19 protein-coding genes are annotated in these 19,273 nt (G+C 47.3%); 4 read left to right on the forward strand and 15 right to left on the reverse strand.

Features of this window, described 5'->3' with window-relative positions:
* Positions 1-13 precede the first annotated feature (13 nt).
* Positions 14-394: a response regulator gene (locus J2W69_RS13535; RefSeq protein ID WP_310279393.1), complete on the forward strand. Its 381-nt coding sequence runs from the start codon at positions 14-16 to the stop codon at positions 392-394.
* Positions 378-983: a chemotaxis protein CheC gene (locus J2W69_RS13540; protein WP_310279395.1), complete on the forward strand. Its 606-nt coding sequence runs from the start codon at positions 378-380 to the stop codon at positions 981-983. Before J2W69_RS13535 ends, J2W69_RS13540 begins: the two co-directional genes overlap by 17 nt.
* A gap of 118 nt (positions 984-1,101) precedes the next feature.
* On the opposite strand, the gene J2W69_RS13545 is transcribed toward J2W69_RS13540, so the two are convergent.
* From J2W69_RS13545 to J2W69_RS13610, 14 genes are all read right to left on the reverse strand, one after another.
* The gene (locus J2W69_RS13545) at positions 1,102-2,304 is read right to left on the reverse strand and encodes an EAL domain-containing response regulator (RefSeq protein ID WP_310279396.1); all 1,203 of its coding nucleotides are present in this window, start codon (positions 2,302-2,304) and stop codon (positions 1,102-1,104) included.
* 15 nt (positions 2,305-2,319) lie between these two features.
* Positions 2,320-3,399 (reverse strand): protein-glutamate methylesterase/protein-glutamine glutaminase, encoded by a 1,080-nt coding sequence (locus tag J2W69_RS13550; RefSeq protein WP_310279398.1) that lies wholly within the window; start codon positions 3,397-3,399, stop codon positions 2,320-2,322.
* On the reverse strand, positions 3,392-3,904 hold the full coding sequence (locus J2W69_RS13555) for a chemotaxis protein CheD (RefSeq protein ID WP_310279400.1): 513 nt from the start codon (positions 3,902-3,904) through the stop codon (positions 3,392-3,394). The genes J2W69_RS13550 and J2W69_RS13555 overlap by 8 nt, the downstream gene beginning before the upstream one ends.
* Entirely contained in the window at positions 3,901-4,722 is an 822-nt protein-coding gene (locus J2W69_RS13560; RefSeq protein WP_310279402.1) for a CheR family methyltransferase, read from the reverse strand. The genes J2W69_RS13555 and J2W69_RS13560 overlap by 4 nt, the downstream gene beginning before the upstream one ends.
* Positions 4,723-4,764: 42 nt before the next feature.
* Entirely contained in the window at positions 4,765-6,396 is a 1,632-nt protein-coding gene (locus J2W69_RS13565) for a methyl-accepting chemotaxis protein (protein ID WP_310279404.1), read from the reverse strand.
* 120 nt (positions 6,397-6,516) lie between these two features.
* The gene (locus tag J2W69_RS13570) at positions 6,517-8,148 is read right to left on the reverse strand and encodes a methyl-accepting chemotaxis protein (RefSeq protein ID WP_310279405.1); all 1,632 of its coding nucleotides are present in this window, start codon (positions 8,146-8,148) and stop codon (positions 6,517-6,519) included.
* Positions 8,149-8,222: 74 nt separating this feature from the next.
* On the reverse strand, positions 8,223-8,720 hold the full coding sequence (locus J2W69_RS13575; RefSeq protein WP_310279407.1) for a chemotaxis protein CheW: 498 nt from the start codon (positions 8,718-8,720) through the stop codon (positions 8,223-8,225).
* 22 nt (positions 8,721-8,742) lie between these two features.
* Positions 8,743-10,866, reverse strand: a complete 2,124-nt coding sequence (locus J2W69_RS13580; RefSeq protein WP_310279408.1) for a chemotaxis protein CheA — start codon at positions 10,864-10,866, stop codon at positions 8,743-8,745.
* A 12-nt stretch (positions 10,867-10,878) separates the two neighbouring features.
* Positions 10,879-11,181: an STAS domain-containing protein gene (locus J2W69_RS13585; RefSeq protein ID WP_310279410.1), complete on the reverse strand. Its 303-nt coding sequence runs from the start codon at positions 11,179-11,181 to the stop codon at positions 10,879-10,881.
* 7 nt (positions 11,182-11,188) lie between these two features.
* Complete coding sequence (locus J2W69_RS13590; RefSeq protein WP_310279412.1) at positions 11,189-11,557, reverse strand: response regulator; 369 nt, start codon at positions 11,555-11,557, stop codon at positions 11,189-11,191.
* A gap of 9 nt (positions 11,558-11,566) precedes the next feature.
* Entirely contained in the window at positions 11,567-12,763 is a 1,197-nt protein-coding gene (locus J2W69_RS13595; RefSeq protein ID WP_310279414.1) for a methyl-accepting chemotaxis protein, read from the reverse strand.
* A gap of 142 nt (positions 12,764-12,905) precedes the next feature.
* Entirely contained in the window at positions 12,906-13,538 is a 633-nt protein-coding gene (locus J2W69_RS13600) for a response regulator (RefSeq protein ID WP_310279416.1), read from the reverse strand.
* A gap of 200 nt (positions 13,539-13,738) precedes the next feature.
* Positions 13,739-15,019: a cation:proton antiporter gene (locus J2W69_RS13605; protein WP_310279417.1), complete on the reverse strand. Its 1,281-nt coding sequence runs from the start codon at positions 15,017-15,019 to the stop codon at positions 13,739-13,741.
* 172 nt (positions 15,020-15,191) lie between these two features.
* Entirely contained in the window at positions 15,192-16,436 is a 1,245-nt protein-coding gene (locus tag J2W69_RS13610; protein WP_310279419.1) for an NRAMP family divalent metal transporter, read from the reverse strand.
* Positions 16,437-16,607: 171 nt separating this feature from the next.
* On the opposite strand from J2W69_RS13610, the gene J2W69_RS13615 reads away from it, so the two are divergent.
* Positions 16,608-16,874, forward strand: a complete 267-nt coding sequence (locus J2W69_RS13615) for a hypothetical protein (protein WP_310279421.1) — start codon at positions 16,608-16,610, stop codon at positions 16,872-16,874.
* Positions 16,875-17,136: 262 nt separating this feature from the next.
* Here J2W69_RS13615 and J2W69_RS13620 read toward each other — a convergent pair whose 3' ends face one another.
* Entirely contained in the window at positions 17,137-17,703 is a 567-nt protein-coding gene (locus tag J2W69_RS13620; protein ID WP_310279423.1) for a GNAT family N-acetyltransferase, read from the reverse strand.
* Between the two features lie 91 nt (positions 17,704-17,794).
* On the opposite strand from J2W69_RS13620, the gene J2W69_RS13625 reads away from it, so the two are divergent.
* Positions 17,795-19,135, forward strand: coding sequence for an NAD(P)/FAD-dependent oxidoreductase (locus J2W69_RS13625; RefSeq protein ID WP_310279425.1), 1,341 nt, complete (start codon positions 17,795-17,797; stop codon positions 19,133-19,135).
* Positions 19,136-19,273 lie beyond the last annotated feature (138 nt).

Consider the following 19,273-nt stretch of genomic DNA (forward strand, 5'->3'; position numbering starts at 1 on the left):
GAGGTAGCCACCAATGGTCAAAAAGGTTCTGGTCATGGACGACAGTAAAGTATCACGTTTGTTTGTGGTGAATTACTGGAGAGAAACACATCCGGACTGGCAATTTATTGAAGCCGAAACTGGTGAAAAAGCAGTGAGTTTAGCTGAACAACATCAGTTTCACGCCATCATCCTGGATTACAATATGCCGGATATCAATGGTTTACAGGTAGCTGAATTAGTAAAGGTCAAACAACCAGGCTGTTTTATAGCGCTGCTGACGGCCAATATCCAACGCTATATTCAGGATGACGCTGAACAAGCTCAGTTGTATTACTACCGCAAGCCCATCACTCCGGATTTGATCGTACAGATCATTCAAGATACCGGGGGCTACTATGATGCAGTTCAGTGACTTTGAAAAAGACGCACTATGTGAAATATTTAACATCAGTGTCAGTCAGGCCGCAGCGGCTATGAGCGAAATTGTGCAGCAGAAAATCAGTATGACTGTGCCTAAGGTAGAGATTTGCGATATCAGTAAAGCCATTAATTTTCTTGATCAGGGCTATGATATTTGCGGTATTTCTCAGCAGTTTCGCAGTAACTTCAGCGGCAAAGCCATTTTGATTTTCCCTGAGCATCGCAGCCTGGAATTGGTCAGGCTGATGGTGGGGATAGACACGCCGCTGACGCAAGTGACACAACTGGAACAGGACGCTTTGGCAGAAATTGGCAATATAGTACTGAATGCTTGTCTGGCTTCCTTATCCACTATGTTTAACCAGCGTTTTGATCTGGACATACCGCAACTGGTGTTTGGTGACAGCAGCTCAGTGTTAAGTGAATATGATGAAGACAATGTATTGATTCTGCTGCAGATCAAGTTTTATCTGGAAGAACGTGAACTGGAAGGCAGCATAGTTTTTGTGGTCAATTTGCAGTCTTTACTGGAACTGCAAAAATCAGTGCAGTTTTTTGTTAAAGATATCAACTCCGGCTGAATCAGCATATACAGCACTGTTTTATCCTTAGGGCTGGCTCTGGTTTTGCCCTGAAAAACCATAACAGCTTCTGTGGCCAGCTCTGTATACAAACAGCAGCAAGACCACAGCGTCGGTGTTATTTCAGGTAATGCATACCACCTTTCCACCAGTCATAAAACTTATCCTGTGGCATAGGGGGCGACACATAATAGCCCTGAGCTATATTACATCCTGCGCCAGCCAGATAATTCCAGTCGGCTTCAGCTTCAATACCTTCGGCCACTACAGTAATACCCAGCTTGCTGCACATATGTAAGGTACTTTCAAAAATAACCTGTAAATGTGACTTGCCTGAAATACCATTAATTAAAGAACGGTCAATTTTCAGTTCAGTAAAAGGGATCTGCGACAACTGTTTGACGGACGAATAACCTGTGCCATAGTCGTCAATCGACAGACCGGCACCGGCTAAACGTAAGCGGGTTAAAATGGCCAGAGCTTTGCCCATATCCTGAATAACAGAGGTTTCTGTTACTTCAAAGGTCAGACGATCGGCGGCAATATCAGCTTGTTTCATCAGATCCATAATGTTTTTTGAAAACTCATCGTTATCAAAAGACACCGCAGATAAATTCACAGCCACTTTGATATCAAAACCCAGCGCTTGCCACTTTTGTTGTTGTTCTGCAGCCATACGAACCACTTCGTAGCTCAGTTGGTCAATTAAATGGTATTGCTCACATAAATGAATAAAGTCATTCGGGAAGATAATTTTATCCGGCCCTTTCATCCGCACCAGAGCTTCAGCGCCCATCATCTGGCCTGTGGCCATATCTATTTTTGGCTGATAATGCAAAACAAACTGGCGCTGTTGCAAAGCCAACTCCAAATCAGCCTGAGACAAGCTATATTGCACCGGAGTACTCAGGCTGCTTTGTTGTTTACTTTCGACCCGGCCTTTATACAGCTGCAACATATCAATCAGCGCATTGCGCTGCACTGGTTTTTGCATAGCACCCAGTACATGCAAACCTTCGGTGGTCGCCATCAGCTCGACTGCGGAGATCAGTGCAGGTTCACGGCCACTGACAATTAAGATAGCGGAACGCTGTTTTCGTGCAGCCAGTAAGTGGATAAGCTCAATGCCATCTATACCCGGCATTTCCAAATCACAAATCAAAATATCAAACTGATTGGATTCCTGTTCAATCATATCCAGAGCCACCTGGCCGTTTTCTGCCGCCATGAGCTCGGTAATACCAAAGTCACGACATAAACCCAGCATGTACTCTCTTTGGGTTTTGCTGTCTTCTACCACTAGCACTGATATATCTTTCATAACCCATTTTCCTTGCTATCTGAAACTGTAACTGGTGACCACAGTGGCAACCTGATCCAAACTGATGATCTGCATAGCAGCATCCCGTTTTATCGCTTCCTTTGGCATACCAAAAACCACTGAACTTGCTTCATCCTGTGCATAAGTCACAGCACCGGTTTCCCGCATCTCCAATAAACCTCTGGCGCCATCATCCCCCATGCCGGTCAGAATAATTCCCACAGAGTTTTTTCCGGCGCATTTAGCCACAGAACGAAATAACACATCCACAGAAGGGCAATGCCGGTTCACTGCAGGGCCAGCTTTCACCTGCACCTGATAAAAAGCACCATTGCGTACCAGCGACATATGTTTGCCACCCGGCGCTATCAAAGCTAAACCCGGCCGCACCTTGTCGCCATCTTCCGCTTCTTTCACTTCGATGCTGCAAAGCTGATTTAACCTGCTGGCAAAAGCGGCAGTAAATTTTTCCGGCATATGCTGCACTATCACTATGCCGGGGCAACCCGGGGTTAAGCTGGTTAAAATTTGTTCCAGCGCTATAGTGCCGCCGGTCGAGGTGCCTATAGCTACGACTTTTTCTGTGGTTTTGCTCATAGCGGTCTGAGCGGCTGACACAGAAGCCGTTGCTTCGGCATTATTCACTGCAGCACGAGGTGCAGCTCTGCGGCCCATAGCTGCAACGTTCGAGCGGGCAGCTTCACGTATGGCGTCAAGCAATTCGGCTTTACTTTGTTCCAAAAAACCTTTGACGCCGATCTGAGGTTTGGTAAAGATAGCGACAGCTCCGGTGCTCATGGCTTCCATGGTGGTTTCAGCGCCTTTTTCAGTCAGAGAGGAGCAAATAACAACAGGAGTGGGTTTGCCTTGCATAATTTTTTTCAGAAAGGTAATGCCATCCATACGCGGCATTTCTACATCCAGTGTAATCACATCCGGCCATTCATCTCTCATCTTTGCTACTGCAAAAATAGGGTCTGCCGCTGTGGCTATCACTTCAATATCGGGCTGATTCGCCATCATGTCGGACAAGACCTGTCTGACCACAGCTGAATCATCCACAATTAATACTTTGATTTTTTTCGTTTTACTCATAGCTGCTGGTCCCTGTATGCACTGTCACAACTTCCAGCTCGCCCGTTTTGCTGTCAAACCTCAGCCTTCGTGCCAGCTGCCCCCCGGTATCTTCCAGTTTTATCTGCCACTGATTCTTCCGGATAAATTCATGCGCAACTTCAATATTTAATCTGGCGATCTGGTAGTGCCTGGCCAACGAATCAGCAGCTGAGCTGCTGGCCCCCCCACAAAGCGTTAACTCAAGCTCTGCCGGGTTTATCTGATGTTTCAGCACCTGTTTTTCTAAGTAAGGTAACACCTGATCGGCATATCTGCCTTTGATCAGACTGCAACTGCTTTCACCCGGCGGTGTCTGCGGATTAATGTAATGGCACATGGCATAAAAGCGACTGGCCGGGTGCCATAACACCACAGAAATACAAGAACCAAGTACGGTAAAATATCGCTGTTTTCCCCTGACGCCATAGACAAAATCACCAGGAGCTAAATTACAAAAGCTGCTTTGGCTTCGCTGTGTTGTCATAGATTAAACCTGTAACAACTGGGTTTGATTTGCTGCAAACGTGCGTCATAACCATGAATACTTTCGGAATGCCCGACCAATAAATGTCCACCAGGTTTAAGGTACTGCAGCACGTTATTGACTACTTTTTGTTTGTCCGGCAATTCAAAATAAATCAGCACGTTACGCAGAAAAATCACATCAAATTTGTACTTAAAACCTGTTGGGTTCATCAGATTCAGTTGTTCAAAACTCACTCTCTGACTCAGCTCAGGCCGGATTTTAAACCAGCCTTCATCTTTGCCTTTGCCACGCTGGCAGTAGTTCTTTAACAACTGTTGTGGAATTTTACGGCAGGCTTCAATAGGATAAATGGCGTTTTTGGCGGTATTGATCACGCTGGTATTAATATCTGTGCCCACCACAGTCCAGTTTTGATAACCACTGTATTGAGCAGCCAGAGTCATGGCTATTGAATAGGCTTCCTGACCCGTAGAGGAGGCCGCACTCCAGACTGAAAATAAGCCGGATTGTGCACTGCTGCGGTTTTGTTGGATCAGTTGCTCTAAAAAACTGAAATGTTTATCTTCACGAAAAAAATAGGTTTCGTTGGTCGTCAGAATATTAACCGCAACTTGCTGCTCGTCCTGAGCTTTAGGATGCAGCAGCAACGCTATATAGTCTTCAAAGCTGGTCAGCTCTAAGTCTTTAATGCGTTTTTGCAAGCGACCGCACACCAGGCTGCGCTTGGTATCATTTAAAAAGATACCACTGCGCTGATACAGCCAGTCTCTGACCTTCCTGAAGTTTTGCTCCGAAATCGTGCTGGTTAGCTGCACCGGTCGCTCCTTAAACCTAAGTTACAAAGCATTGAACATCAGTTAAAAGTTTTCAAAATCAAAGTCTGTTTCATCATGGCTGGCTTTTTGAGCTTTGGTTTTAGCCGCCACTTTTACTGTAGTGGCTGCTTTTGGCTGAGTTTTTTTATGGCGATTCACAGCGGTCAGTTGGGCTGTAGTAAAGAACTCCATCAGTTGCTGTAATTGCACCGCTTGTTGCGTCAGCTCTTCTGAGGTAGATGACAACTCTTCCGAGGCTGCCGCATTTTGTTGGGTTGCCTGAGTGATTTGTAAAATAGCATCGTTGATTTCAGCCGCCCCTGTTGACTGCTCATTACTGGCCGCTGAAATTTCCTGCACCAGCTCAGCAGTACGCTGAATCGAAGGCACTATCTCGACCAATAAAGAACCCGCCTGCTCTGCCAGAGTGACAGAACTGCTGGCCACTTCGCCTATTTCTTTGGCGGCAGTCTGGCTACGAGCCGCCAGTTTACGCACTTCTGCAGCAACCACTGCAAAACCACGACCATGTTCACCTGCCCTGCCTGCTTCAATAGCGGCATTTAATGCTAACAAGTTCGTTTGGTAAGCAATGTCGTCGATAATGCCAATTTTCTGCGCGATCTGACGCATAGCTGACACAGTTTCATTCACTGCTTTACCCCCACTGATGGCTTGCACTGCACTTTTTGATGCTATGCCTTCGGTGATTTTTGAGTTGTCATTGTTTTGGGCTATGGAAGAGGTCATTTCTTCCATGGCAGCTGAGGTTTCTTCGATACTGGCCGCCTGCTCAGAAGAAGACTGGCTTAAAGATTGTGCCGTTGCATTCATTTGCTCAGCCGCAGAAGATAAGGTATCTGTTGAAGAGCGTACTTCACCAATAATTTCTGATAGTTTCAGTATCATCTGGCTGATGGCGTACAGCATGCTGCTTTGATCACCATGCTGCAATTTCACTTCCACTGTTAAATCACCATTAGAAACTTTAGAAACCACTTCCTCTGCATAAGCAGGTTCACCACCTAACTGCGAAGTCAGGCTGCGGGTAATGAATACACCTAAAACCAGACTGGCGACAATACTGAGCAAAATTCCAATTAAGTTGACCCAAAATGCCTGAATGTAGCTGGTTTCAGAAGCATTAAAAGACTGCTCAGCCACAGCCAGCTGCACATCCACCAGTTTAGCGAAACTGTCTGAGACGGGTTCAATAGTGGGATAGAGGCGTTCTAATACAAAAGTGTTCAGCGATTCTTCGTTGCCTGTTCTGAACATCTCTTTTAAATCAGTCACCGCTTTATCTGCATCAACCAATTGCTGCTTGATCACAACCACTAACTCTTTTTCCTGAGTCACCAACTCAGTCGCAAGATAAGCGGCCCAGCGATCACGAATCACCTGATCCGCTTTTTCAACATTACTCAGGCCGTCAGCCATCGACATGCCTTTATTACGTACTTTATGTGCCGTATCCACAATATTGACCGCATACATATCGGCTATCAGCTTTAAGTCTTTCAGCGGTATCACTCTGTCTTTATACACAGAGGCCATGGCACGGTTAGAATCCTGCATGGCAAAAATCCCCAGCACCCCAACCACCAGAATTAACGCAATCATCACACCTGCCAGCGTGGCCAAACGGGTTGCTACTTTCATCGTTCTAAACATAAGGCACCTTTCTCCTGAGTGAAGCCTTAGGTTAATAAGGCTCAGATCCCAACACTGACATCATTCAGCTGCTTTCTCACAAGCCTGGAAAATAAAAGGCTTGCAGGCCAATACAGCGCTTTAACTTGTTCTGAAATAATCCATCATTTGCTGTAAATGCTCTGCTTGCACCGTCAGTTCTTCAGAGGTGGAAGACAGCTCTTCTGAGGCCGCCGCATTTTGTTGGGTGGCCTGCGAGATTTGGCTAATGGCGTCGTTGATACCATGGGCACCGGAGGACTGTTCATTGCTGGCCGCTGCAATTTCCTGCACCAGCTCTGAAGTGCGCTGAATAGCCGGCACTATGTCACGCAATAAAGCGCCGGCATGCTCAGCCAAAGTCACTGAACTATTGGCAACTTCGCCTATTTCTTTGGCTGCAACCTGACTGCGGGCCGCTAACTTGCGAACTTCTGCAGCTACTACAGCAAAACCACGACCATGCTCACCGGCACGACCGGCTTCTATAGCGGCATTTAACGCCAATAAATTTGTTTGATACGCGATGTCGTCTACGATGCGAATTTTCTGTGCAATCTGACGCATAGCCTCAACAGTTTCGCCTACAGCTACGCCGCCATTTTGAGCCTGCAATGCTGATTTTGCTGCTATCCCTTCTGTGACCTTAGCGCTATCACTGTTTTGCGCTATAGATGCACTCATTTGTTCCATAGCTGCCGATGTTTCTTCCACACTGGCGGCTTGTTGTGAAGACGACTCACTTAATGTCAGGGCTGTTGCATTCATTTGTTCTGAAGCAGCCAATAAGCTGTGAGTCGAAGCTCTGACTTCAGAAATAATAGCCGCCAGTTTTGTCACCATTTGGGCTATGCCATACAACATGCTGCTTTGATCACCAGCTTTGAGCTGAACATTCACTCTCAGATCACCAGCAGCCACTTTGGCAATCACCTGCTCAGCATAGGCTGGCTCGCCCCCCAGTTTCTGCAGCAGGATTCGGTAGCTAAACCAAAGCGCAGTGCAAAGCACCACTAAGACCGCCAACAACATCAGGTAAATCACAGCTTTCATATTGTCAGCATCAGCTTCTGCTACAGCAACAGCAGCTGAGGTGCGTTGGTCCAACAACACAAAAAAGTCATCAATTGGGCGCATAATACGGGCTTTATTGGCATGGTAGGCTTCGTCATGCATCAAACTTCTGGCCAGTTCCAGATCGGCTTTTCCCGGCACAAACTGACCCGAACCATCTGGTACCAAACCTTTCACCGCATTCATTGCCATAACTTCGGTATTGACTAAATCATTGGAATTTCTGTTCGCTTCCGCCAGTTTTTCCAGTTCCTGAGCGGTAAATCCGGCTTGTTTCATTAAATCCAGCAAGGCTATTTGCTGCTCGCTGTCAGGATGTGGCGGCCGCCCTTCAGCGGCGTAAAAATCCCAATAAATACGCTGATAATGTTCTGGCCTTGCTGCGTCCCCACTGCGGATCGCCAGAATCTGATTATAGAAGTCTTCGTATTTTTGCTCAGCCGTCAGCACATAAGTGCGGGCCAGCCGTGTCAGATCGTCTGAGCTTTGACGTAACTCATCCGCCAAAATATAAGACTGGTAACGTTTGATATGAGTATCACTTAGTTGCTGATTCAAAGCCGATAAACGCATTTGGGCCAAAGCAAGCCCAGCCATCAATACCGTCAGTACTATAAATAAGCCACTAAAAAGTTTTTTTACCGTTAACGAGCTACTCATTGTTGCTTCCCATCACTGTCAAATTGCCCATTCCGTTTACAAGATCCGGAACGACCGCTGCAAAAACAGAGCCGTTATACCTCACTGACTTTCTCCACTAAGGACGCCAGTTCTTCGACCGACAGCGCTTTTTCACCACGTAATAAGATGACAAACTGACCATCGACATTAACCACACCCTGGATAAATTGCGCTTTGATACGGGCACCAAAAGTAGGGGCTGGTTCTATAGTAGAGATATCAATATCAATGACTTCGGTTACGCTATCGACCAAAGCACCTAAAGTTACCAGATCCTGTTCGAAGGGAATTTCCAATACCACTATGCAAGTGCGCTCTTTGACTTCAGTCACCCCTTTGCCAAGGCGTAAAGACAAGTCAATCACAGGCACTACTTCGCCACGCAGGTTTAATACTCCTTTGACAAAGTCAGGCATCAGCGGAATAGCAGTAACGTTGCTGTACTCCAGAATTTCTTTGACGGTATCAATGCTGATGCCGAAATATTCATCCCGGATGCCAAAGGTCAGGTACTGTCGTTCTTTATCGGATCCGGTTTTCAGCTTTTCCATACAGTCTTTGCTCCCACTGTTATCACGAGGCAATACAGCTTTCGTTCTGTATTGCAAAGTCTATGAGTTGTGGTACATCCAAAATAAAGCCCACATCACCGCTGCCCAATATGGTTGATCCACTCAGCCCTTTGGCTGATTTCACTACGGCATGCAGGGGTTTAATCACCGCCTGTAATTCACCATGCAATGCATCCACAATCAGGCCGGCACGTTGGGTGCCATACTGGACTACCACTATATTTTCACGCCGCGCCGTTTCACTACTCTGCAGCCGGAATAACTCGCTAAGCCGGACAAAAGGCAAGACTTCGCCACGTAAATTAAAATAGTCACGTTTTTCGGCCTGCCCGGCCTGATCTTCTGCTGAAAACTCAATGCATTCCTGCACCATATTTAATGGCACCACGAAATGAGTATCTGTCACGCTGACCTCAAAACCATCAATGATGGCCAGAGTTAATGGCAAACGAATACGGAATAAAGTGCCTTTACCAAGTTCTGACTCAATAAAAATCTGACCTCGCAGCTCTTCCAGATTCCGTTTCACCACGTCCATGCCAACCCCCCGGCCGGACAAGTTGGTGACAGCAGAAGCGGTTGAAAAGCCAGCTGCGAAGATCAACTTAAAACAGTCTTCTTCGGACAGTTGCTGCTCTGCGGAAATCAGCCCTTTTTCAATAGCTTTTTGTCGCAGTTTGGCCGCATCAAGGCCTTGACCATCGTCCTGAATTTCCAGCACTACGGCACCAGCTTCATGGTAGGCATTCAGCCGTAACAGGCCCTGAGCTGGTTTGCCTTTGTAAAGCCGCATTTCTTTGTTTTCGATGCCATGATCCAAAGCGTTACGCACTATATGCATCAAGGGGTCGGATAGCTTTTCCACCATGCTTTTATCCAGCTCGGTTTCTGCGCCCTGAATATCCAGATGGATCTCTTTGCCAAGTTCCCTGGATACATCCCGTACTACGCGTTTTAACCTGCTGAATGAGTCGCCGATTTGCACCATACGCAAACCCAAAGTGCCATCACGAATTTGCTCAATCAGTGCTGTCATGACGCCAAAAGACTCAGTCATTTTTTCATCTTCGCGTGCCTGAACCAGTAATTGATTCGCTGCCCCTGCTGTCACCAGTTCGCCAATTAAATTAATCAGCTGGTCCAGCTTGCGGGCTTCTACTTTGAGGAATTGCAGTTCGGCAGGTCTTTTATGATCGGTATTTTTTTGCTTATTCAGCGCCGCATCCAGCAGACCCGCATCTAAAGAACCTTGCTGCACCAGCATCTGGCCTACAGCAACAGCAGCTTTATCCTGCCGGATATCCTGAGTTTGCGACTGCAGCGCTTTTTCCAGTTCTTTTTCGGTGACAGCACCAGCGTCCAGCAGCACCTGGCCTATTGGCTGGTCCACTACAGGTAACTGCTGCAATTTGTCTTTCATTTCGGCAGGTGGCTGTATCACTACTTCACTGCTGTCCTGAATAAACTCGAATACATCTTCCAACTCTTGTTTGCTGGCCGCAGATTGCAACTGCAAATCCATCCCGAGATAGCAGTTTTCCGGGTCAAATCCTTCAGACGGAAAATCAGCACGCAATTGAATAGCGGCCACTTGCCCGAGCTTTTGCAAATACATCAGTTGAGATGACGGATCCATACCGTCTTTAAACACATCGGCGCCGTAATTGACTTTCAGCTGCCAAAGGCCAGGTAAGGAGCTGGCTGTGGATTCAGGGGAAGGAACAACAACTGCTGTACCTCCTTGCAAAAAGGCCAACAAGTGCTGCAATAAAGCCGAGCCGGCTTCTTTGTCCACCTCGGCTTGTGTGTCCACCACAGCCTGAACCAATTGGCCCATATGCGACTGACAATCCAGAAGCAAAGACAACAAATCCGGAGTAAGTTCCAGCTTATGATCCCGCACTTTATCCAGTACAGTTTCAACGTTGTGGGTAAAAGCGACTATGTCGTCAAAACCAAAAAGACCAGCAGAGCCTTTAATGGTATGAGCGGCACGGAAGACGGCATCTATATGATCGCCAATGCTGACCTCACCGGACTCCACTTCGAGCAGACACTGCTCCATGCTTTCCAGCAGTTCCCTGGCTTCATCAATAAATAGCTGTTTTGCTTGTTCCATATCCATCAGTACAACTCCTTATTCCAGATTATCCGGAAATTCAAACTGATAAATATCCAACAAACGCTGCACTACGCCATTGTCAGCGCCAGTCACTTTTGCCATGCCTTGTTGCTGCAACTGCAGTACTAACCACCAAACTAACTGCAAACCTGCTGTATCTATATCTTCTATTTCTGACAAATCCAGCAGCACTTTCTCCGGCCTTTTTTCCAACACGGGCTGAAGTTGTTCCAGACAGTCATGCACATTAAAAATGGTCAGATCTTTGCTAAAACCAAAGACCTGAAAATCTGCGGTTTGGGAAATAGAAACTGTCATTGATACCTCAAGGTAAAATCAGTTTATTAACGGCATCCAGCATCTGATCAGGTTTAAAAGGTTTTACCACCCAGGCTTTAGCGCCAGCCGCTTTGCCCGCTTGCTTTTTCTCCTCGGCGCCTTCTGTGGTCAGCATAATGACAGGTGTAAAACGGTAAGCTGCCAGCTTCTTTAATTCGGTGACAAAAGTAATACCGTCCATGTTGGGCATATTGACATCAGAAATCACCAGATGGATTTTGTCGCCAGTGCATTTGCTTAACGCATCTTTGCCATCCACTGCTTCCAGCACATGAAAACCAGCGCCCTTTAACGTCATACCCACTACCTGGCGAATACTGATGGAGTCATCAACCACTAAAATCGTTTTTGTCATACCGCTTCCCTAAAAAAATGTGACTTCAGAGCTGGTGCCTGTACTTTTGGTTTTACTGCCCTGATGCACAGAAACCTGCTCTAGCGTGGTATAGGTTTTCTTTAACTGTTCCAGCCACTGCGACACTTCAACCAATTGTTGCAGCTGCTGCGGATCATGCATATGACCGCCGACATAGTCCTGTAACTTAGCCATATCGGCCATCACATGGCCCAAAATCTGACTGACTCTGTCCTGGAACTGCAAGCCTATCAGCACCTGATGAATATTCTGTTGAACTGCACTGCTTTCCTGCTCCAGATGAGCTGCAGATTGCAGAATGTCGCCACTGACCTGTTCAAAATCATCTAACACAGAAGCAATGCCTGAACTGACCTGAACCAGACGTTGTTCATCCTGCTGGGTAAAACGCTCTGTGGAACTTAAGGTGTTTTGTAAGGTGTTATTTACTTCTTCAATACGTTGAGTAATACGGCTACCGGTTGCACCTGAGCGGGTCGATAAAGTTCGTACTTCATCGGCAACTACGGCAAAACCACGGCCCTGCTCGCCTGCCCGGGCCGCTTCAATAGCGGCATTTAACGCCAGTAAATTGGTTTGTGAGGCTATGCCGGCAACTTCCGCCCCCATCAGCTTCAGCTCATCCGTAATAGCGGCCAGAGATTTAATTTCGACTAATAATTGATCACGGCTTTGCATTGCGGTTTTGATTTGATCCACCACCGCATTCAGTTCTACATGAGCCCTTTGTACGACCTGACCTAAGCCAGCTTTACCACTCATATTGCCGGCAGTTTGCTGCGAAGCACTGATGGCCAGCTGTAGCTGTTGATTAATGTCAGAAAACTGAGTGACGAGGTCGTTGACTCCGGTTTCGGTTTGCGAGCGCACCAGCTCCTGTTGATTCATCCACAGTGGCAGCAACTGTGTCAGTAAATGCTGATAATGCTGCTGCACTTTGATTTGCTGTTGTTCTTTTTGCTGCTGCAACGCAGTTTGTTGTTGCTGCTGTTGTTGCTGCTGCGCTGAAGCAGCCTGAATTTTTAGCCAAAGCAGCACTTGCGCCACCAGCAACAAAACCAGAACAGCTGTGTTTAAAGCTGCACGCTCTGGTAACAACAGTCCTGATACTAAGGCGAGCACAGTTAAAGCTGAGCTGCCATACACTAAATACAATGCGGTTTGATAATGTGAAGCTTGATTCAAGACGAACTCCGGTTAGCTATATGTTCACTGTTAAGATTTGTTGCCGCGACCATCAAGCTAGCACGGCTTGCCTGCATTCTGGCATCGCGAATATCAAATTCAGCAACCGCCCTAAACCAAAACCAGTAAGCCTACTAGTTTCTCAGGCTTCCATCAGTCCATTACGGATCGCAAACCGAACCCAATCCGAATGAGTTCCGAATGACAGTTTTCTGGTGATGGTGCTGCGATGAAATTCGACTGTTTTACTGCTCAGATACAGCTTGTTGGCAATTTCTTTTGCCGTGTACCCTTCAGCAGTCAGTTGTAAGATTAGCTTCTGTTTCATATTGAGCAAATCTAATTTGATCAAATCCTTAGCTAATGGATTGTGCGCCATGGCCTGCACTAACAGCGGAGAAATATGTTCGGAAATATAAACAGACCCGGCCAGCACCCGGTCCAGAGCAGCTGTCAGTTGAGTCAGATCGGAATCCGTAGTGACAATGCCATGCACACCAAGTTTTACTGCCTGTACCATTTGTGGCAACTCATCAGGATCAGCCAGCAACATCATCTTGAGCTTGGGCAATTGAGTTTTGATTTGTTCTAACAGCAGTACGCCACTGCCCCCGTTCAGACGGGAAGAACAGAGCAGCACATCGGGATTGTGTAACTTGACTAAAGCTATAGCATCAGCACTGGTTTGCCCTTTAGCAACCAGTTCTACACCTTGTTGTTTTAATACTGGCGTCAGACATTCCAGCAACAACACCTGGTCTGTTACCGCTATCATTTTACCCAGAGCACTACAACCTTTGGTTCCAGCCAGTTCCGTTACAAAAGGAACTAACTCTTTATCGACAAGGCAGTATAAGGGGTTCGAAGAAGTGGGCACATTCGCCTAAGGACCTAAACCACTAGGACTTTAGACCTAGGCCCTTTAGCAAAAGCTGCCAGGAGCCCACCTTTGGGGCTCCTGGCAAGTAAGCAGGATCAAGTACCGGAACAGGCCTCCACTGGAGTTACCTGTGGTTTTTTGGTTTTCATATGTCGGCCATACACCAGCTCAAACAAGGGTGTAGCCATTAGCGTAGTGACTATGGCCATCAGCACCATAATGGAAAACAACGCTGGTTCTATTACGCCAAACTTCAGCGCTATATTGATAATAATCAGCTCCATCAGACCACGGGCGTTCATTAAAGCGCCGACAGCCATAGCAGTTCTGTTGTCACTGCCGGTGAGGCGTGCGGCAGCCCAGCAGGCGATGCCTTTGGCAAAGACCGAAGCGGCCAGTATCACTAAAGCCACAGACATCACGTCCCAATCGGCCAGTATAGTCAGCTGAGTTTTTAAGCCTGAGTAAGTAAAAAACATCGGCAATAATACAAAGATAGTGATTTTTTCTAAGCGTTTACGTAAGTGCTCTACTATGGCACCACGCGGCATGGCGATACCTAAAATAAAGCCACCGAACACAGCATGTAAACCTACCCATTCCATCGAATAAGCAGAGACGGCAAAGAGCACCAGCAGAAAAGCAAACTGGCCCCAGCTCATCTCACCTTTGGCTTCAATACCATCGGCCAAAGGCTGCAACCAGCCTGTGACTTTAGTAAACATCAGGCTGGCGTATAAGGCGCCGCCCAGTATAGCTTTGACTGCCAGCAAAGTGCCGCCACCAAAACTGCCTAACACCACAGCCATCACAGTCCAGGCCGCAGCATCGTCTATAGCGCCAGCCGCTAAAGCCAAAGCGCCTAAAGAGGTGCCGGATAAACCCCGTTCATAAATAATACGGGCCAGCATAGGAAAAGCGGTAATAGCTATGGCTGCGCCTAAAAATAATGCGGCGTTGCCATAGGAAATATCGGCAGCAAATAAACCCGGTCTATCCAGCAGCCATAAACACAATAAAGCGGCAACAGTAAATGGCACTAACATGCCAGCCAAAGAGACAGCTATAGCACTACGCGCCTGTTGTTTAAACAAACTGGTGTTAAATTCCAGTCCGACTAAAAACATATATAAACCAACGCCTAACTGAGCGCCAAAATACAGCACAGGCATAGTGTCAGCAGGAAAGATTTGTTGTTGCCATTCTGGCCAGAACAAGCCAAATAACGAAGGGCCTAGCACTACACCGGCGATCATTTCACCCACTACTTTAGGTTGACCAATAAAACGTGCCAGATAACCGAAAATTTGTGCCGCAATTAAAATAACCGTCAGTTGCAGCAAAAAGGTGACTATAAACTCTAATGAACTCATCATTTATACTTCTATCGTTGCTGTTGATTTACAGGCGCTTGTAGTGGGAAAGGTGGTGTTCTGTTGCCTTAGTGCCGGTTTAAACCGATCTCTGAAATCGAGACTACAGAGCGGTTTAAACCGGTGCAAGCGAATTTCTGCAACTTCAGCTTAAGCGAATGATTGTATGGATGTTTTATTTACTCAGAAACCACCAGATAAACAGCAGCGAAAAGCCAGATAAATAGCTAAGTCCCAACCAGGACAAGAAGCGGATCCAGGGCTGCATCAGATGCTTCTGCTGACCCCGCATCAGCCGGTAATTCAACCAGGCAAAAACCGGAGTGGTGACAAAAGCCAGACTCATAGCAAAAGTCAGCATAGGTCCAAGCGCAGATTTAAAAAACAAGATCACCGCCAGACCTGAAGCAGCCTGCGCCAGCAGCCAGTAGTTATAACTATTTTTTCGCTCAGTTTTTTGCCAGCCCAAGAGTTGGAAGGATTCATTGATAGTTCGGGCATAGCCATCCAGCACAGTCAGAGTAGTACCAAACATACAAAGGAAAGCCACAAAAGCCACCAATAACCTCGACCAGTCGCCTATAGTACTGGCGTACATAGCGACAAATTGGCTGGCATAAGCAGCACCAGCCAATTCTACTTTCTGATCCGAGCCATATTGCACTAAAGCGCCCAGTGACAAAAATACCAGAGCCAACGCAGTGGTACTCCAGTAGCCTAAGTTAAAGTCAAACAAACCATCCTTTTTACTGACAGCCGTATGTTGCTGTTTAGCTTTGAGCCACAAAGAATTAATAGCGGAGATTTCAATAGGAGCGGGCATCCAGCCCATCAAGGCCACTAAAAAACCTAAATACATTAGTTGCCATGGCGAAGGCCCAACAAAATCCGCTGCTGCAGTTGGGCCTTTGTTAAAGGCAATAATAGCGGCAGCTACTGTGGTGATGGTTAACAACACCATCACCCACTTGGAGACAGTGTCGAGCAACTTGTATCGGCCTGCCAATAAAATCAGTAAACAAACCGCCAGCACTATCAGGCACAGCACAGTCAGCGACACTCCTGCTGGTACAAAAAACTGCAGTAAACTGGCGGTCAGTAGCAATACCCCTGCTGTATTGACCACTGCCGCTATTAAATTCAGCCAGACAAAACTTAATAAATAACCCCGGCCTTGCTTTTTATAACCTTCCAGCAAAGTTTCGCCACTTTGCAGGCTGTACTCGACACCAAAGCGGAAAAAGGGGTACTTCAATACATTCACCAGCAAAATCAGTACCGCCAGTTGCCAGCCAAATAAAGCACCAGCCTGAGTGGAAGCCACTATATGTGAGCCTCCAATAGCGGCCGTTGCCAATAAAACACCAGGCCCTAAAGCTTTTAGCCTGCTGTGCCAGTTTGATGAATATCCCTGTTGCATAAGTTTTTGTTTTTATGTTTAAAAAGCCGTGGCCCAGCTTAGCCAAAGCCTAAGCTGAACACCATCAGACAAATGGAAAAACTTCAGAGGTCGGTCCTTCGGCTTGCCGCTTTGCTTATGCTCTGGCATGCTGCGCACAAACAGACCAACCGCAATCAGGGGGATATCCGGATGAACGACGACCAAAGGGCTATAGAAGATATATTGTTTGAAATACTGGAAAATCAGATGGAAGACAACCATCCAAAACAAGTAAAAGAAACTCTTATGCGGTTATGCATGACAGGCCACAGCAGAGAGGATGCCATGGAGCTGATGGCTTGTGCTTTAGCACCAGAAATGGAAGCAGTGGTTGAACGACAGGAAGCTTTTAATCTGCAGCGTTATATCGAACATCTGGCGTTATTGCCGGAAATGCCTTGGGTGAAAGACCTGTAGGCTGGATCTATAGTCGGCGTTAAAGCCTACACCGGTTTGGCTGCCGGGCCGGCGGGGATCAACCCAATCGACACCGGATTGAACTATGGACGGGCGGGGATAAACCCGCGCCCCTACAACGCAATGCACAAAATAAATCCGTAGAGGCGGCGCCTAAATCCAAAGGCATTGGTGTTGCAGCAAGGCGACAAACGAGTGAATCCGTAGGGGCGACCTTTATGGTCGCCCGCCTATAAGCCGCGGCGCCAAGGACGCAGGATTTTCAGAAATAGATGATCATCTCGGCTGCCTCACAGCGACAATCAAAACCACAACGCACACATTCATAGCCGTTATGGCTGTCTTGCCGCCATTTATCCGGATGAATTTTTACCAGTTGCCCACCTTGTTTTGTGAAGTATTTCACTGCTGCATTACCCGGGCTTTGCCGCCATAAATGCGCTACCCCGGCTTTTGCGCCTTGTTGTTTTAATGCGGCTATAGAGCGGTTCATCAGCTCTCCCCCTATGCCATGGCCCTGCCAATGCGGGGCTATGGTGTTGCATTTAAAATAACAGGTATCGGCTATGCTGGTTTGCCATAACTCAGTGCTGCACCACTGATCAGGTTGCCACTGCCCTGCCGCCCAGCATAATCTGAACCCCACCAGTTGTTGATCCGCATAAGCCACAAAGCTGGCATCTATGCCCTGTTTAATACTTAACTGGTGGTAATACGCCAGAGACTGCTGATCCAGATAACCATCACCATGCACCTGATTGGCTAATTGCAGCAAAGCAGCATAATCCTGCAATTGCAGTGGTCGGTACTGAATAGCTGTGGAAAACATAAAACACTCTTGGTTTTGTCTGTGGTTCTTGCCATGATCACCAAAAGCTTCATCCAATACAATAGAGCCGTATCACAAGAGGAAAAAACCAATGTACGACCCGCTGATCGACCCTCATCCCGGCCAGGGCCAGGCTTACCCACACAGCTATTGGGCCGAGCATTCAGGCATAGCACCAGCAGATGATGGTCAGTTGCAACAGGATTTATCAGTGGATGTCGCTATTATTGGTGCTGGTTACACAGGTTTATCCTGTGCTTATCATCTGGCGACTGACCATGGTGTAAAAGCTGTAGTGCTGGAGGCCAACAAAACTGCCTGGGGGTGCAGCGGCCGTAATGCCGGTTTTGTACTGAAGTCTTCTGGCCGTAAACCCTATTCGGTGATGCGAAGCCAGTATGGCGAAGAGGTGATGCGTGGTATTTACCATGAATTTTGTGCTGGTCTTGAAACCGTCAAATCGCTGATTGCCACAGGCATAGATTGCGATCAGCAGGAAGCGGGTTATTTGCGTATGGCGCATAAGCCATCGATGATCAAAAGCCTGCAGCAACAAGCACAGTTACTACAAAAAGAATTTGGTTATCAGGTCGAGTTATTCAGCCGTGATGAGCTGCATCAGCGTTTTGTCGCCGATCAGCATGCCTATGCAGCCTTGCGTTTTTATGATGGTTTTGGCGTCAACCCGTTGAAACTGGCCTGGGGTTATCAGCAACTGGCGCAAAAAGCCGGAGCTAAAATTTATAGCGCAAGCCCTGTAACGGACTGGCAACAAGACGGTGAACAGCAACTGCTGATTACTCCGCAAGGCAATGTGCGGGCCAAAAAAGTGGTGATTGCCAGCAACGGCTACACGCCCAAACTGCTGCACAGCGGTGTGCAGTCCCGCACCTTGCCTGTGTTGTCGCAAATTATTGTGACCGAACCTTTGTCTGAAGCCCAACTGGCCGCCTGCAACTTTTTAACCTCACAAGTGATTATGGATACCAGAGCGCTGAAGTATTACTACCGTAAATTACCGGATAACCGCATATTGTTTGGCGGCCGCGGCGCTATAACAGGTCAGGGCGCAGAGGATCCTTATTTTGCCAACCGCTTGTTGCACGTATTAAAACTCAGTTTCCCGGCCTTACAGTCATTAAACTATGACTACAGCTGGTCTGGCTGGATTTGTATGACGCTGGACGATATTCCACATCTGGCTCAGGCCGATGACAAAGGCAAGGTGCTGTACAGCATGGGCTATTGCGGCAGCGGTCTGACATTCTCAGTTCAGGCAGGTAAACGACTGGCAGAACTTTTGATGGGAGTGCCTTTACCCGCCATTCCGATCTATCAGAAAGCTTTGCCCCAGTTCCCTTTGCCAGCGCTGCGACGTTTGGGCCAGTGGGGCTACTTTCACTATGGCGTGGTCAAAGATCGTTGGTTCTAATCCTCTTAGTACAGATCGAAAGTACAGATCGGATTGGAATGATAGACGGGCGGGGACAAGCCCTGCCCCTACCGAAGCTGCAGCAATTTCTTGGGTATATAAACAGAGTCAGGTAAACTGGCAGCCATATACGGAGTA

This window comes from Rheinheimera soli (genome assembly GCF_031457405.1).
Lineage (GTDB): Bacteria > Pseudomonadota > Gammaproteobacteria > Enterobacterales > Alteromonadaceae > Pararheinheimera > Pararheinheimera soli_A.